This is a genomic window from Flavobacterium sp. (genome assembly GCF_027483985.1).
Taxonomy (GTDB): Bacteria; Bacteroidota; Bacteroidia; order Flavobacteriales; family Flavobacteriaceae; genus Flavobacterium.
Window position 1 is genome coordinate 10567 of record NZ_JAIXTJ010000034.1, and the last position, 16466, is coordinate 27032.

Annotated in this window: 12 protein-coding genes and 1 riboswitch; of the genes, 9 read left to right on the forward strand and 3 right to left on the reverse strand. The window is 31.8% G+C overall.

Going from position 1 to position 16466, the window contains the following annotated elements; genetic code table 11:
* Positions 1 to 11: 11 nt before the first annotated feature.
* From Q0050_RS08805 to Q0050_RS08825, 5 genes are all read left to right on the forward strand, one after another.
* Positions 12 to 1004 carry an isoaspartyl peptidase/L-asparaginase family protein gene (locus tag Q0050_RS08805; RefSeq protein WP_298394380.1) on the forward strand — a complete coding sequence of 331 codons (993 nt, stop codon included), beginning with the start codon at positions 12 to 14 and terminating at the stop codon, positions 1002 to 1004.
* A complete protein-coding gene (locus Q0050_RS08810) occupies positions 1004 to 1672 on the forward strand; it encodes a copper homeostasis protein CutC (protein ID WP_298394382.1) in 669 nt (222 codons plus the stop codon). The genes Q0050_RS08805 and Q0050_RS08810 overlap by 1 nt, the downstream gene beginning before the upstream one ends.
* A complete protein-coding gene (locus Q0050_RS08815; RefSeq protein WP_298394383.1) occupies positions 1672 to 4146 on the forward strand; it encodes a glycoside hydrolase family 2 protein in 2475 nt (824 codons plus the stop codon). Before Q0050_RS08810 ends, Q0050_RS08815 begins: the two co-directional genes overlap by 1 nt.
* Before the next feature lie 386 nt (positions 4147 to 4532).
* On the forward strand, positions 4533 to 5687 hold the full coding sequence (locus Q0050_RS08820; protein WP_298394385.1) for a hypothetical protein: 1155 nt from the start codon (positions 4533 to 4535) through the stop codon (positions 5685 to 5687).
* Positions 5688 to 6017: 330 nt separating this feature from the next.
* The gene (locus tag Q0050_RS08825; protein WP_298394386.1) at positions 6018 to 6983 is read left to right on the forward strand and encodes a hypothetical protein; all 966 of its coding nucleotides are present in this window, start codon (positions 6018 to 6020) and stop codon (positions 6981 to 6983) included.
* 48 nt (positions 6984 to 7031) lie between these two features.
* Here Q0050_RS08825 and Q0050_RS08830 read toward each other — a convergent pair whose 3' ends face one another.
* Both Q0050_RS08830 and Q0050_RS08835 read right to left on the reverse strand, forming a co-directional pair.
* The gene (locus Q0050_RS08830) at positions 7032 to 7646 is read right to left on the reverse strand and encodes a deoxynucleoside kinase (RefSeq protein ID WP_298394388.1); all 615 of its coding nucleotides are present in this window, start codon (positions 7644 to 7646) and stop codon (positions 7032 to 7034) included.
* Positions 7646 to 8437: a hypothetical protein gene (locus Q0050_RS08835; RefSeq protein ID WP_298394390.1), complete on the reverse strand. Its 792-nt coding sequence runs from the start codon at positions 8435 to 8437 to the stop codon at positions 7646 to 7648. Before Q0050_RS08835 ends, Q0050_RS08830 begins: the two co-directional genes overlap by 1 nt.
* Before the next feature lie 129 nt (positions 8438 to 8566).
* Here Q0050_RS08835 and Q0050_RS08840 point away from each other — a divergent pair, with 129 nt between their 5' ends.
* Both Q0050_RS08840 and Q0050_RS08845 read left to right on the forward strand, forming a co-directional pair.
* Entirely contained in the window at positions 8567 to 9502 is a 936-nt protein-coding gene (locus Q0050_RS08840) for a GLPGLI family protein (protein WP_298394391.1), read from the forward strand.
* A 38-nt stretch (positions 9503 to 9540) separates the two neighbouring features.
* On the forward strand, positions 9541 to 12252 hold the full coding sequence (locus Q0050_RS08845) for a carboxypeptidase-like regulatory domain-containing protein (protein ID WP_298394392.1): 2712 nt from the start codon (positions 9541 to 9543) through the stop codon (positions 12250 to 12252).
* Positions 12253 to 12382: 130 nt separating this feature from the next.
* Here Q0050_RS08845 and metK read toward each other — a convergent pair whose 3' ends face one another.
* Entirely contained in the window at positions 12383 to 13669 is a 1287-nt protein-coding gene (gene metK / locus Q0050_RS08850; RefSeq protein ID WP_298394394.1) for a methionine adenosyltransferase, read from the reverse strand.
* 284 nt (positions 13670 to 13953) lie between these two features.
* On the opposite strand from metK, the gene Q0050_RS08855 reads away from it, so the two are divergent.
* Entirely contained in the window at positions 13954 to 14853 is a 900-nt protein-coding gene (locus tag Q0050_RS08855; protein ID WP_298394395.1) for a choice-of-anchor J domain-containing protein, read from the forward strand.
* 149 nt (positions 14854 to 15002) lie between these two features.
* Positions 15003 to 15110, forward strand: a riboswitch (SAM riboswitch).
* A 347-nt stretch (positions 15111 to 15457) separates the two neighbouring features.
* The gene (locus Q0050_RS08860; RefSeq protein WP_298394396.1) at positions 15458 to 16456 is read left to right on the forward strand and encodes a homocysteine S-methyltransferase family protein; all 999 of its coding nucleotides are present in this window, start codon (positions 15458 to 15460) and stop codon (positions 16454 to 16456) included.
* The last annotated feature ends 10 nt before the right edge of the window (positions 16457 to 16466 follow it).

Here is a 16466-nt window from a genome sequence, read left to right on the forward strand (position 1 = left end):
AAAGTAGTAGTATGTCAAATCGTAGAAATTTTATAAAAACAGCAGCTGTAGGTTCCGTTGCAATAGCACTAAATTCGTTCAAGTCTAATGATGAAGACGAAATCGTTTCGGCCGTTGCGGTAAAAAAACCAATTGTACTTTCTACTTGGAATTTTGGTGTTCAAGCCAATGCTGCTGCTTGGGAAATTCTTAAAAATAACGGTCGCGCTTTAGATGCTGTTGAAGCTGGAGTAAAAATTCCAGAAGGTGATCCGAACGAAAGAAGTGTAGGCTATGGCGGAAGACCAGATAGAGACGGAAGAGTTACACTGGATTCATGCATAATGGATGAGTTCTCAAATATTGGTTCGGTGGCTTGTTTGGAACATATCAAACATCCAATTTCTGTGGCAAGAGCGGTTATGGAAAAAACGCCACACGTAATGTTAGTAGGTGATGGTGCCTTACAATTTGCGCTTTCTCAAGGTTTCAATAAAGAAAATTTGTTAGTAGAAGCCTCAGAAAAAGAATGGAAAGAATGGCTTAAAACAAGTGAATATTTGCCAAAAGCCAATATAGAAAATCACGATACTATCGGAATGATTGCTCTAGACAGCAATGGCAATTTATCTGGTGCGTGTACAACTAGTGGTATGGCTTTTAAAATGCACGGACGAGTTGGTGATTCGCCAATTATTGGCGCCGGATTGTATGTTGATAACGAAATTGGAGCTGCAACTGCAACAGGTCACGGCGAAGAAGTGATTAGAATTACAGGCAGTCATCTTGTTGTAGAATTGATGCGTCAAGGAAAATCACCTCAAAAAGCTTGTGAAGAAGCAGTTGCAAGAATTGTAAAATTAACCAAAAATAGAGGTAAAGAACTAAAGGATATTCAAGTAGGTTTTATCGCCTTAAATAAAAAAGGACAATACGGAGCTTATTGCATTCAAGGCGGTTTTAACTATGCGGTGCACGATGATTCTGGTAGTAAATTGTTGGATGCACCTTATTTTTTAAAATAATGAATCAATTAGAGATTGCTTGTTTTAATTTAGAATCGGCCGTAATTGCACAACAAAATGGCGCTGATAGAGTGGAGTTGTGCGCCGGAATTGAATTTGGTGGAACCACGCCAAACTTTGAAATCACTACTAAAGTAAGACAATTAATCGATATCGATTTGAATGTAATGATTCGTCCTCGTGGTGGAAATTTCGTTTATTCTGATGGTGAATTTGAACGAATGAAATCAGAACTATCCGAATTTAAAAAATTAAATGTCAACGGATTTGTTTTCGGAATTTTAGATCAAAATAATAAAGTTGATGTAAAAAGAAATACTGAATTAGTCGATTTAGCTTCGCCTTTTCCTTGCACATTTCATCGTGCTTTTGACGAAATTATAAATTTTGAACAAGCTTTAGAAGAAATTATTTCTTGTGGTTTTTCGACTATTTTAACTTCAGGAACAAAGGCTAATGTCACTCAAGGAAAAGAAATTTTGCGACAGTTAATCGTACAAGCTGATAATAGAATTACAATTATGCCAGGCGGCGGATTACGTTCAACGAATGTTATTGATATTCAAGAAGTAACTCAAGCTGTTTTTTATCACTCTTCTGCCATTGTTGATGGAACTCAAATTGCGAACCCAACAGAAATTTTTAATCTGAAAGTCAATTTAAAGTAATGATAAAACTATTTAAATTTTTGATTCTATTCCTGCTACCATTGATGTTATGGTCGCAAAAATCGGAACGAAATTTGAATTCAGAAAAGTGGAGCTTTAAAAAAACATCCGATGCTGATTGGCTTCCGGCGGAAGTTCCAGGAACGGTTCACACCGATTTATTTACTAACAAAATCATCCCAAATCCTTTTTTTGGAAGTAATGAAAAACAATTGCAATGGATTGAAGATGAAGATTGGGAATATCAATTAAGTTTTAAGGTTTCGAAAGAGGAGTTAAAAAATCAAAATATTGTTTTGCAGTTTGATGGTTTAGATACTTATGCCAATGTTTCTTTAAACGGAAAAACTATTTTAGAAGCCAACAATATGTTTCGTACGTGGAAAGTATCTATCAAAAATCACTTGAAAGTTGGTAAAAATAATTTAAAAATTGTTTTTAAATCAGCAGTTGAAATTGGTAAAGAAGAGGCTAAAAAACTACCTTATACTTTGCCTGAAAAAGAGCGTATTTTTATAAGAAAAGCACAGTATCAATTTGGTTGGGATTGGGCACCAAGATTTGTAACTGCGGGAATATGGAAACCAGTTAAGTTGGTTTTTTGGAACGATGCAACTATTGAACATGTAAAATATGATCAAGAAGAGTTGAACGAAACCATTGCAAAATTGAATTTTCGAACAACTATAAATTGTCAAAAAGAAGGCAATTACATTTTCAAAATAAATGAAACGCAAAAAGCGGTAGAACTTAAAAAAGGAGCGAATACTATCGTTTTTCCTTACGAAATTAAAAATCCGAAACTTTGGTGGACAAATGGTTTAGGAAAGGCAAATCTCTACCCATTTGAAATTAGTTTATCCAAAAGTAATGTTCAATTATCTATTAAAAAATTGAATATTGGATTAAGAACTATTGAATTGGTTCAAGAAAATGACAATATTGGCAAAAGTTTTTATTTCAAATTAAACGGAAAACCAGTCTTTATGAAAGGTGCTAATTACGTTCCGGCTGATAGTTTTTTGCCACGAATTTCGAGTCAAAATTACAAAACTCTTGTCAAAAATGCCGTTGATGCTAATATGAACATGCTTCGTGTTTGGGGCGGAGGAATATATGAAAACGATGCGTTTTATGATGAATGTGATAAAAATGGAATTCTAGTTTGGCAAGATTTTATGTTTGCTTGTGCGATGTATCCCGGTGATTCCGATTTTCTTGATAATGTTAAAAATGAAGTTATAGATAATGTGAATCGCCTCCAAAATCATCCAAGTATCGCACTTTGGTGCGGAAATAATGAAAATGATGAAGGTTGGAAAAATTGGGGTTGGCAAAAACAATTCAATTATTCAAAGCAAGATTCTACTCAAATTTGGAATGATTATCAAACGGTATTTCACGAATTAATTCCCAATACATTAGACAGTTTATTGTCAAAAAAAGAAAATCGATATTGGCCTTCATCACCATCAATTGGTTGGGGCAAAAAAGAAAGTTTGACGCAAGGCGATTCGCATTATTGGGGTGTTTGGTGGGGAAAAGAACCTTTTGAAATTTACAAGAAAAAAGTAGGTCGCTTTATGAGTGAATATGGTTTTCAAGGAATGCCAAATTTAGAAACATTAGAAAAAGTCATCCAAAAAGAAGATTTGAATTTTACTTCCGAAGCCTTTAAAAACCATCAAAAGCATCCCACAGGTTTTGAAACCATAAATGAATATATGGCACGTGATTTTCCGGTACCAAAATCTTTTGAAAAATATAATTATGTATCCCAAATTCTGCAAGCTCACGGAATGAAAATCGCTATCGAAGCGCATCGACTTGCGAAACCGTATTGTATGGGCACATTATATTGGCAACTGAATGATTGTTGGCCTGTAACTTCTTGGAGCACTTTAGATTATTATGGAAAATGGAAAGCTTCTCATTATCAAGTTAAGGAAAGTTTTGCGCCAACACTTTTGATTGTAAAAGAAAATGCCAGTGGACTTTCAGTTTTTGGAACTAATGACACTATCGAAACACAAACAGGAATCATTACTGCAAAACTGATTGATTTTTCAGGAATAGAACTTTGGACAATTTCAAAACAATGCTCACTTGCTACTGAAATAAACACCAATTGTTTGGATATTCTCTTTTCAGATATACCAATATTTGTAAAAGAAAAAACGCTATTGCAAGTAGAATTTATTTGCAAAAACAAGAAAACTGTTGCCTATCATTATTTTGTTAAACCAAAAGAACTGCAACTAGAAAAGCCAACTATTGAAATGAAAATTGTAGGTGAAACGCTTATTGAACTTAAAGCAAATACGCTAGTTAAAAATTTGTATTTACAAGCAAACAATACTTTTTTTAAAGAAAACTACTTTGATTTAGTAACAGGAAATCCAAAAATCATAAAAGTAGATAAAGCATCAGAAAGCATTAAGATGATTTCCTTGTTTGATGTTTTAAACGAGTAACTTTATTTAAAAAAAAATATTTAATTGGAAAATTATGAATACTAAAACCAACTATTAATTTTATTATAGACCTCACTATAGTTTTTTCTAGCTGTTATCTACGCGTAATAAATTGTTTAGGTCAACTTTTACTGAATTTCTTTTAAGAGAGAAAGTAAAGTGAAAAATTAAAATATTTTCTACGCAACCTTTTGATTTTTTTGCATCTTTAATTAAATACTCCCACAAAAAATATAGGTTAAAAATACTTTTTAGTTTTCTTATTTTATAAGTGAGTTATTATAGATTCCATAAAATTTAAAATAGTTGTCGTTGCTAGTCATAATTATGTTTCAAGTTAGTAATCAAAACAAAACCAGTTAATTATTAATTAAATCTTCTAACCAATGAAAATTAAATCTTTATTTGTAACCTTCTCAGTCTTTTTCTTTATTGCCGCAAGTTGTAGCAAAGATGAAAATTTAGCTCAAAAGTCGGATGTCGGAATTGTAAAAGGAAAACTCCTTGTTAAGAATGGTTCAAAACCAGTAGGCGGTGCATTAGTTTTTGTTTTAGATGATGAAAATAAATTGCATTTTACTTATACATTAGCCAATGGCGATTATAACTTAAAAGTTCCAATTGGAAATAGAATTTTACAGTTTCAAACTGGAAATGGTTCTAATTTCAGGACTACAATTCCAATAACAGTTGCTAGAAATCAAACAATTACTGTTGACAATTCATTGTCTAGATTAAATCAAGTAGCTAATATGGCTTATGTTGATGGTGATTTCGATGAAATTCAAGATATAGTTGTAGGCTTAGGATACAGTATAACTCAAATTACGAATTCTGATTTAGCTAACTATTTAACTATTTCTCAATATGATATTTTATTTTTAAACTGTGGAGCTAAGCAGACTAGCAGCAATGATGCAATTATTGATGCTAATTTAGCTCAATTTGTTACCAATGGTGGTAGTCTTTACGCATCGGACTATGCTGTAGCTTATCTAACTGGTGGAAGCGTCAATTCGCAAAATTGTGGAGAAGCAGGAGGTTTTATTCCAGACAGTAAACTGTGTACAAAAAATAATGGAACTGCGACAACAATTAATGGAGCACAAGTGAGCAATTCTAGTTTAGCTGCAGCACTGGGTTTTACATCACTCAACATACAATACAACATAGGTTTATGGGATAAGATATTCAGTTATGATGCTGCTTATTGGGAGGTTATGATTAGTGATCCTTCTTCCAATCAACCATTAATGATTAAAACAACAAACTTCACTTCAGGAATTGTTTCTACTCCTGTTGGTGGAAATGTAAATGATGGACTTGTAACCATTTGTCATACAGATGAGTCTGCAAATTTAATAACAATTACTATTGATGATTCAGATTTACCAGCCCATCAACAGCATGGCGATTCATTAGGGTCATGTAATAGTACAAACAATAGTGGAACAATCTATTATACAACTTTTCATAATCATACTAACGGAAATATTGGCAACGCTGGTTTAATTTTGGAATACGTGATTTTAAATTTATAGAATTATTAATGTTTACAAAAAAAATCCTCATAATTTTAAATTATAAGGATTTTTGTATTTTTTTAGAACAATCCGTTTATTTCGGCATCAATTCTGTTGATAATCATTTCTAACTCTTTGGAATTACCTACTGAGTTAATGTTTTTAAATTTGATAATTATTTTGTTTTAATTCAAATTAATTTACAATTTGTGTTTCAGTGTTTAATTTTTACAATAGTTTAGATTAAATCTCGTTACTTTTTCATTCCTTTAAAAAATCAATTGAGTAATTAAAATATTGTCGACGCAACCATTTTGACTTTTTTGTATCTACTTGATAAAATCCTTTATGAGAAATAAGCTACTAAGATTGTTTGCTAGTTTTCTTGCAATAATTTTAATTTCGTGCACGTCTGAAGAAATTCAAAGAAATGCACTGGTTAGCGATGTGTATGTTTCAGGCTCGAAAGCTAGTCATGCTACTTATTGGAAAAATAATATTTTATCACCATTAGCAGATGTAGGTTTTTCTTCATCAAGTGCTGATAGTTTAATTGTGAGGAATAATGATATTCATATTTTAGGTACTGGTTATATTGGAGGAAATGTTAAAACGCTATATTGGAAAAACAATGTGCTTACCAATCTGACGGACACTTTTTCTACGTCAACTGAGATTGCAACTATTTGCTCTATGGATGTTGATAATAATGATGTTTATTTTGCTGGAATAATTCAAGACATAAGTGTTATACCCAATACTTATGCCTTGGTTTATTGGAGGAATGGAGTAAAATATATTGTTGATTCGTTTACTACTGAGCCAGTTCATTTAATTTGTATAAAGGTGAATAATAACACTATTTATGTTACTACGAACGAAGCTTATTATGTTAATGGTATCAACTATCCTTCCACTGATTTTATTTGCGGTGTTAATTCCTCAAGTACTGATGTTTATTTATATGGCAGATCTTATGTTAGTTCGGTGTTGGGTAGTTCTTTTTACAAAAGTATAGGAACTAATGTACAGACAAATTTACCATCTATTTATGTGCCAATTTATAAAATGTGTTTTGATAATGGCGATGTTTATGCTGTAAATGAATTGAATGTATATAAAAATGGTGTTATTTTATATACAACTCCAAATAATTTTGGCATTGAAAGTTTTGATTTTAAAAACAATTCACTTTATTTACTAAATTTACACGCAAGTAATAGTGTCAATCAATCACAAATCATATTGAAAGATGGTGTTACACTAATGCAAACTACATCAGATGAAATTTTTACATCTTTGTTCGTAGACTAAATTATGTATTTGTATAAAAAAAGTACCTCAATTGAAGTGCTTTGTATTTTAGAACAATCCGTTTATTTCGGCATCAATTCTGTTAATAATCATTCCTAAATCTTCTGGATTATTCACGAAATCAATATCATCTACGTCGATAATTAATAATTTTCCTTTGTTGTAAGTTGTAATCCAAGCTTCATATCTTTCGTTTAATCTGCTTAAATAATCAATAGATATGGTATTTTCGTAGTCACGACCTCTCTTATGGATTTGACCAACAAGATTCGGAATAGAACTTCTTAAATAAATCAACAAATCAGGAGCTTCAACCAAACTTTCCATCAATTCAAAAAGTGATTTGTAGTTTTCAAAATCACGATTGGTCATTAATCCCATTGCGTGAAGGTTGGGTGCAAAAATATGCGCATCTTCATAAATCGTTCTATCTTGAATGATTTTTTTTCCGCTTTCACGAATTTGCAATACTTGTCTGAAACGGCTGTTTAAAAAATAAATCTGCAAGTTAAAAGACCAGCGCTCCATTTGATGATAAAAATCATCTAAATACGGATTGTCAACTACATCTTCAAAATGAGGTTCCCATTTAAAATGTTTCGCTAAAAAACGTGTTAATGTAGTTTTTCCTGCGCCTATATTTCCTGCTACTGCTATATGCATTATGGTATTATAATTTTATAATTCGTAATTCCTTGGTTGGTAAAAATAGATAAAATTTGCTCTTTGTAATAGAATTTTTTAAACGTTTTCTCAACAATTTCAATTTCATACAATTTATTGATATTTCGGTCTCTGATAAAGAGTTTATTGTCTTTAGAAAATAGTATTTTATTTTGCGGAAGTAATAATAAATCACTGGATACTTCTACATTTCCATTGGTTATAATTCTACCAAAAATTGTGGCCGTATACCAAATTTTATCTTTGTCAATCCAATGAAAATAATTAAAATCTGTTTGATAAAATGCAATAGGTTGATTCAACGGATTGCTTTTGTTTTCATAAATACCCGTTGTTAAATCATATAAACCAATTTGTTGGCTTAAAGAATTAAAAACCCAAAGTTTATTTTGTCCAGAAATTCCGATGGCTGAAGCTAAAACCGGCTGTTCTAATCGCGAAAACTCAATTTTTTGTATCTCATTTAATTGATTATCCAAGACAATGACGGAATTAAATTCTTCATAAAAAATGATGATTTTTAACGGATTTGTAATATCAACTTTCGTTATTTTCCCCAAACCAAGATTTTGATATTGAATTATAGATTGGTCTATTTTTTTAAAAAGAACATTGTTTTTTAAATAGATACAATTATTAAATCCGTCAAATCCAACAAAAAAATCAGCTTTGACTCCAATAGAATCAAGCCTTGTTGCTTTAAGTTTGACTTCTTGAGCAAAACTCGTTGCAATTTGTAAAATAAATAAGAAATAAATTATTTTTTTCATCTTGATGCTAAATTACATTAAACTATTTGAAATATAGAATGTCTTACAAAAAATATTTAACAAATCTTTGGTAACAAAACACAATTTCAATCGTCATATTTGTTACGAAAAATATTTAAGATACTTCAAATGAAAAAATTAACGTTCACTCTAGCACTTTTATTAGTGGTTATGATTTCCAATGCTCAAAAGGATTTTCAAGGTATGGCTGTTTATGAATCTAAAACAAGTACGTCCGATTTTAAATCAAGAATGTCTGGAAATAAAGACATCACTCCAGAAATGCAAAAAATGATTGAAGAACGAATGAAAAAAATGTTCGAGAAAACATTTATATTAAATTTCGACAAAACCTCTTCGATTTATAAAGAAGAAGAAAAATTGGATGCGCCAGGTCAAGGTCAAGGTGGTTTTAGAATGATGTCCTCAATGATGGGTGGCGGTGGAACCTATTATAAAAATGCTAAAGAAAAAACGTTTACAGTTGATAAAGAATTTATGGGAAAAGAGTTTCTTTTAAAAGATACTTTAAGAAACTACAAATGGAAAATGGAAGGCGAAACCAGAGAAATTGGTGGTTATACTTGCTACAAAGCAACCGCTGTAGTTCCGGCAAGCAAAACTGATTTTAGAAATTTCAGACCTAAAAAAGAAGAAGATTTAAAGAAAAAAGAAGAAGAAGCTAAAAAAGAAGGTGATAAAACGGCCGAAACAAAATCGGAAGATAAAAAAGAAAAGAAAACAAGTTTTTTTGACGAAATTGAAATGCCAAAAGACATAACCATCACTGCTTGGTACACGATGGATATTCCAGTAAATCAAGGTCCTGAAGGATATTGGGGTTTGCCAGGGTTGATTCTTGAAGTTAACGACGGAAAAACAACTATTTTATGTTCTAAAATTGTGATCAATCCTAAAGAAAAAACCGAAATCAAAGCGCCAAGTAATGGTAAAGTTGTGACTCAAAAAGAGTATGATGACATTGTTACCAAAAAAATGGAAGAAATGATGGAAATGAATCAAGGTCAAGGAAGAGGTGGAATGCAAATGAGAATGGGTAGATAATTCTTTTAAAATAAATACATTAGCAATAGTTTATACTTATGAACAAAATATTTTTATTCGCCTTATTTTTAATTTCAACTATCTCATTTTCTCAAACTATTCGTTTTGAAGGTGTTATTCTTGAATCAGGAAAAACACCTCTTGAAATGGCCAATGTTATGGCTGTAAATCAAGTCACAAAAGGAATGGATGGTTATGCCATCACTAATGATAAAGGTAAATTTGTATTGAATCTTAAACCCAATTCAACGTACTTAATAAAATTGAGTTACATTGGAATGGAAAACAAACAAATTACCGTTGAAACCAAAACAGAAAATATAACTCAAAATATTTCGATGGAACCAGGCGGAATTCAGCTTGATGGTGTTGAAATTGTGCGTGAAATGCCAGTTTCTATCAAAGGTGATACCATCGTTTACAATGCCGATTCTTTTAAATCAGGAACCGAAAGAAAGCTTGAAGATGTCTTAAAAAAATTACCAGGAGTTGAAGTAAATGCCGATGGTGAAGTTGAAGTAGAAGGGAAAAAAGTAACCAAATTGATGGTAGAAGGCAAAGACTTTTTTGACGGTGATACCAAGCTTGGTGTAAAAAATATTCCCGCAGATGCTATTGATAAAATTCAAGTTTTAAGAAATTATAACGAAAATTCTATCTTGAAAGGTGTCGAAAATAATCAGGATAATTTGGCAATGAACATCAAATTGAAGGACGGAAAGAAAAACTTTTGGTTTGGTGATATGACTGCTGGTGGCGGAACAGCCGATGATAATAACTATGATCGTTATTTAATTAATCCGAAGTTGTTTTACTACAATCCAAAGTACAGTATTAATTTGATTTCAAATTTTAATAATATTGGAGAATTACCTTTAACGGTGCAAGATTATTTCAAATTTACTGGTGGTTTTAGAAGTATGATGGCTAAAGGTGGTTCTAATTTTAATGTCGCTTCTAATGATTTAGGGATTTCGTTACTAAGAAATAATCGTGCTAAAGAAATTGAAACGCAATTCGGAGCTACAAATTTTTCTTATAATCCAACAAAATCTTGGACTCTAAGTGGTTTCGGAATTTTATCTTCTTCAACAACTGATTTAGAAACCAAGTCTCAAAATAATTTTTTACAACCCAATTCTTCGAATGTCGCTTCAACCGAAAATCGTAATGAAGTTGCACATCAAAAAAGTAATTTGGCACTATTTAAATTGAGTTCTAGCTACAAACCAAGTGCACGATTCCAATTTGATTATGATATTTTATCAAAATTCTCTAAACAAGATGAAGATAATTCATTGCTAAGACAATCAATTGTGGGTAGTAATTCAACTACCGAAAATATTTTCACTGCAAAAAGACAAGATCCTAAATCGGTAAACCAGAATTTGAGTTTTTATTACACGCACAACGATAAAAATATTTTTGCACTAGAAATGCAACATTTGTATCAAGAAGAAGATCCATTCTACAATGCAAATTTGCAAACACAGCCTTTCGTTTTAAATGGTTATTTGTCAGGTCAAAATAGAAATGATATTAATCAAACACGTTTTGTAAAAACTAACAAGTTAGATACAAAATTAGATTATTACTATATGTTGACTCAAAAGAGTAACATCAATATAACCTTAGGAAATACTTATTCATTTCAAAGTTTTGATTCATCAATTTACCAAATATTAGATAATGGAACTCAAAATAACCTAACTGATCCTTCGACCACTAATAATGTTAGATATAATTTTAATGATGCTTTCTTAGGATTGCATTACAAAATTTTGAGTGGAAAGTTCACGTTTACACCAGGTGTAAGTTTACACGCTTACAATATGACAAATAGTCAATTAGGAACTGATTTTTCACTAAATTTCTTTAGAGTTTTACCAGATTTCCTTGCTTTGTATCAAATAAAAAAAGCAGAAACATTGACCTATAATTACGCAATGACCAACAGTTTTACTGACATCAACAGATTAACCGAAGGTTTTGTGTTAAACGGATATAATAGTTTGTCAAGAGGAAGTAGAACACTTGAAAATGCTACACAGCAAACTCATTCGCTGCGCTATTTTAAGTACAATATGTTCAATTTTGAAAATATTACTGGAGCTATTACTTATACAAGAACAATCGATGCATTAAAACTTAGAGCTAATTTTGTTGGTGTGAATCAAACATCAGCACCTTTCAATTCTGATTTTGCTGAGGAGTTAATTTCGGGCTTTGGTAGTTATGGTCGTTCCTTTTCTAAAAATTATAAGGCTGCTTTCAATACGCGACTAAATTGGTCTAAATTTAACAATATCCAAAATGGAGTTTTTGCAAGTGCAGAGAGTTTTACTCAAACTCATACATTAACAGCTTCAACTAATTATAAAAACGCGCCAAACGTTGAATTAGGATATTCTTATACGGTTAATGATTATAATAATGCCAAATTCTTTACAGACAAACCGTTCGTTAGATTGGATTATTACTTCTTAAAAAGCTTTTCTTTTGTGTCGGAGTATGAATTCTATCATTATTATAATAAAGACAAATCAGTCGAAAATGAATATGATTTCCTATCTGCAAGTTTAATTTATCAAAAAACAAAAGACAGTAAATGGGAATATAAAATTGCAGCTACCAATATTTTGAATACAAAATCTTTGAATGACGATAGTTTTTCTCAATTCTCAACAAGAACATCGCAATATACTGTTCAACCAAGATATTTAATATTTAGTTTGAAGTATAATTTATAAAACAAAAAACCTGACTAGAAATAGTCAGGTTTTTTATTCTGAATTTATTTCAGAATCTAAATGAATTTATTTCAGAATCTAAATTAACTTATTTCAGAATCTTAATAAATATATATCTACATCTAAAATATTACAATCCAAACGCAGCTTTCACTTGATCTACAAAATCTAATTTTTCCCAAGTGAATAACTCAACAGTAACAGTTTTAGGTTCGCCATTTGGAAGTTGAAAAGTTTTAGTAACCGTTTCAGGAGTTCTTCCCATATGACCGTAAGCAGCAGTTTCGCTATAAATTGGATTTCTTAATTTCAAACGTTGTTCAATAAAGTACGGACGCATATCAAATACTTTTTCAACTACTTTACTAATTTCTCCATCCGTCAAAGCAACTTTTGAAGTACCATAAGTTACCACATTAATTGAAGTAGGTTTAGCAACACCAATTGCATAAGAAACTTGAACTAAAACTTCGTCGCACAATCCTGCTGCAACCAAGTTTTTAGCAATATGACGAGTTGCATATGCAGCTGAACGGTCTACTTTACTTGGATCTTTTCCTGAAAATGCACCACCACCGTGAGCACCTTTTCCTCCATAAGTATCAACAATAATTTTTCTTCCTGTTAAGCCAGTATCTCCGTGTGGTCCACCAATTACAAAAACACCAGTTGGGTTAATGTGATAAGTGATGTTCTCATTAAATAAATGAGCATATTGAGGATATTTAGCTTTAATTCTTGGGATTAAAATAGAAACTAAATCACTTTTAATTTTAACTAACATCTCATCATTAGCCTTGTCTTTATCTTCTCTTGAGTTAGATTTAGGCTTAACGAAATCATCGTGTTGTGTTGAGATTACAATAGCATCAATACGTTGTGGTTTATTATCGTCAGAATATTCTAAAGTTACTTGAGATTTAGCATCAGGACGCAAATAAGTAATTTCATTATTTTCTCTTCTCAAATTTGCCAATTCAATCAACAAAGCGTGCGATAAATCTAACGCCAAAGGCATATAGTTTTCTGTTTCATTTGTTGCATAACCAAACATCATTCCTTGGTCACCTGCACCTTGCTCTTCTTTGTTAGCTCGGTCAACACCTTGATTAATATCTGCAGATTGTTCGTGAATTGCCGAAAGTATTCCGCAAGAATCAGCATCAAACATGTATTCACTTTTGGTATAACCAATTTTCTTGATTACATCTCTTGCAATTTGTTGAACATCTAAGTAAGTATTTGATTTAACCTCACCAGCAAGAATTACTTGACCTGTTGTTACTAAAGTTTCGCAAGCCACCTTAGAAGAAGCATCAAATGCTAAAAAGTTATCAATTAACGCATCACTAATTTGATCAGCAACTTTGTCTGGATGTCCTTCACTTACTGACTCTGACGTAAATAAATAAGCCATAATATAATTTTTTTAATCTGAAATGTTTCAGACTCTGTTAATACTAGTTGTGAAGAAAAAATGAATTGCAAGTGCAAACTAAAGAAGTGGTTCTGCTTTAGCATTTTTTTATCCTAAACTTGTTTATAAATCTTTATATAGATTCAAGTTCGAATAGAGGTTGCAATCAGTTCAAATTTTTCCTCATTATTTGTGGTGCAAATTTAGAAAAGTTTTATGTAAAAACTATATTAATTTATAAATTTTGTATATTTGTTTTTAATTAACTTAAAAAAAGTATCCTTATGAAAAAACTTTTACTTTCTATTTCTTTAATTTGTGGTTTAAGCGCAAGTAACGCGCAAAACTTGTTTACTGAAAATTTTGATGTATTTCCTACAACTTGGACAAAAACAAATCAAAGTTCGCCTGTAGGAACTAATAATTGGGGTGCAGCAACAGCAGCACAAAATGCATATTTTGCTGGCGGTGCTTTTAACGGTAATGCAGATACTTCTTATGCTTTTTCATTTTTTCAAAGTGTAAATAACGTTGGAACTATAAGTAATTGGCTAATAACGCCATCAATATCGCTTCAAAATGGAGATATAATTTCATTTTACAGCAGAAAAGGTTTAAGTGGAGGTGCTACTGTTTATGCTGATAGACTTGAGATGCGATTAAGTACTAATGGCGCATTTAGTGCTGATCCAGTGGGCGCAACTGGTTTAGGTGATTATACAACTTTAGCATTAACAATCAATCCAGCATTAAATACTGTTGATTATCCTACAAATTGGACTTTGTTTTCATATACAGTTTCAGGTTTGACAGGACCAACTGATTGTAGAGTGGCTTTTAGATATTTTGTTACAAATGGAGGTATTAGTGGAGCTAATTCTGATTATGTTGCTATCGATGCTGTTTCTGTTGATAGACCAGTAGCTAACACTCAAGATTTCTTTGCTGGAAACTTTGCAATTCAACCAAATCCAGTAAATGATGTATTTACCTTGTCAGCTAAAAATGGTGTTTCTATCGAGAAAGTTGAAGTAGTAGACATCAACGGAAGAGTAGTTAGCCAAGTAAATGCTTCAACAACTGAGGCTTTACAAGTAAATGTTTCTGACTTAAATTCTGGTGTATATTTCGTAAGAGTACAATCAGACCTTGGTGTTGGAACATCTAAAATTATCAAAAAATAATAAAAAAAAATATTTTGTTTACTAAAAGGAGCTTAACGGCTCCTTTTTTTATGGCATTAAGTGAATTTGACATTTTAATAAATAGTGTCATTTTTTTTTGTAATTCTAAATTCTATGTCATTACTTTGCAGTGTTCATAAACTTATTGATTGTTATCACGAAAGCTGGAGAGATTAGACTCGATGAAGGCTTAGCAACCCTACAACTGTAGAAGGTGCTACATTCTAGTTTAAAGTAAATTTAAGCAAAGATAACCACGAGAATTTTCTCTCACTTTCACAATAACATAAATAAATTTTAAAGCAACTTGTCATATTGAACTTGTTTCAGTATCAAGAGCGAATGGCTTGCGCATTTAAGCAATCCATAATCCTGCTTTTCGATGCAATCTTTTACTTTTTAAAGAAAAAAGTAAAAGGATTTCCTCTTCAATCAGGGCTAAAGGGTATTCCATTTTTGTGAAATCAAGTTTCAAAAGAACTATTTTTTAATAAACTTAATTTTCTTAATGGTTTAAAAACAAAAATAAAGCTTTGCGCCTTAGCGTCTTTGCGAGAAATTAAAAATAAACTTAGTGACTTAGCGCCTTCGTGGCAATAAAATTATGTCAAAAATAAACCAAGCAATTCAAGAAAGAATCCTAGTTCTCGATGGAGCAATGGGAACGATGCTACAACGAAATAATTTCTCTGAAGAAGATTTCCGTGGCGAACGTTTTAAGGATTTTCCACATCCGTTAAAAGGGAACAATGATTTACTATCTATAACACAACCCGAAGCCGTTAAGGAAGTCCACAGACTTTATTTTCAAGCTGGAGCTGATATTGTAGAGACTAATACCTTTTCAGGAACAACCATCGGAATGGCAGATTATCATTTAGAAGATTTAGTTTACGAATTAAATTATCAATCTGCCAAAATAGCAAGAGAAGTAGCTGACGAATTTACAGACAAACCGCGTTTCGTTGCAGGTTCAATTGGACCAACAAACCGAACTGCATCAATGTCACCTGATGTAAATGATCCAGGTTTTCGTGCTGTAACTTTTGATGAATTGCGAATCGCCTACAAGCAACAAGTCGAAGCTTTAATCGATGGCGGTTGTGATGTGTTATTAGTAGAAACTATTTTTGATACTCTTAACGCAAAAGCAGCGCTTTTCGCTATCGAAGAAGTAAAAGAAGAACGCAATCTAGACATTCCAGTTATGGTTTCAGGAACAATTACTGATGCTTCAGGTCGCACACTTTCAGGTCAAACAGTTGAGGCTTTTTTAATATCAATTCAACACATTGATTTATTAAGTATTGGTTTCAATTGCGCACTTGGCGCCGATCAATTAAAACCTTATTTAAAACGATTGGCTCACAATACTCAAGTCAATATCTCAGCACATCCAAATGCCGGATTGCCAAATGCTTTTGGACAGTACGATCAAACAGCTTCCGAAATGCAAGCCTTAATTAAAGAATATTTACAAGATAATTTAATCAATATAATTGGTGGTTGTTGTGGTACAACACCAGAACACATCAAAGCAATTGCAGAAGTAGCAGCACAATTCAAACCACGAACTGTAGAAACGCAATTCATTACGTCTTAAATCAAATAAC

Coding starts and splice junctions, on each gene's coding strand:
- Q0050_RS08805 (WP_298394380.1), top strand. CDS start 12: ATGTCAAATCGTAGAAATTTTATAAAAACAGCAGCTGTAGGTTCCGTT.
- Q0050_RS08810 (WP_298394382.1), top strand. CDS start 1,004: ATGAATCAATTAGAGATTGCTTGTTTTAATTTAGAATCGGCCGTAATT.
- Q0050_RS08815 (WP_298394383.1), top strand. CDS start 1,672: ATGATAAAACTATTTAAATTTTTGATTCTATTCCTGCTACCATTGATG.
- Q0050_RS08820 (WP_298394385.1), top strand. CDS start 4,533: ATGAAAATTAAATCTTTATTTGTAACCTTCTCAGTCTTTTTCTTTATT.
- Q0050_RS08825 (WP_298394386.1), top strand. CDS start 6,018: ATGAGAAATAAGCTACTAAGATTGTTTGCTAGTTTTCTTGCAATAATT.
- Q0050_RS08830 (WP_298394388.1), bottom strand. CDS start 7,646: ATGCATATAGCAGTAGCAGGAAATATAGGCGCAGGAAAAACTACATTA.
- Q0050_RS08835 (WP_298394390.1), bottom strand. CDS start 8,437: ATGAAAAAAATAATTTATTTCTTATTTATTTTACAAATTGCAACGAGT.
- Q0050_RS08840 (WP_298394391.1), top strand. CDS start 8,567: ATGAAAAAATTAACGTTCACTCTAGCACTTTTATTAGTGGTTATGATT.
- Q0050_RS08845 (WP_298394392.1), top strand. CDS start 9,541: ATGAACAAAATATTTTTATTCGCCTTATTTTTAATTTCAACTATCTCA.
- metK (WP_298394394.1), bottom strand. CDS start 13,669: ATGGCTTATTTATTTACGTCAGAGTCAGTAAGTGAAGGACATCCAGAC.
- Q0050_RS08855 (WP_298394395.1), top strand. CDS start 13,954: ATGAAAAAACTTTTACTTTCTATTTCTTTAATTTGTGGTTTAAGCGCA.
- Q0050_RS08860 (WP_298394396.1), top strand. CDS start 15,458: ATGTCAAAAATAAACCAAGCAATTCAAGAAAGAATCCTAGTTCTCGAT.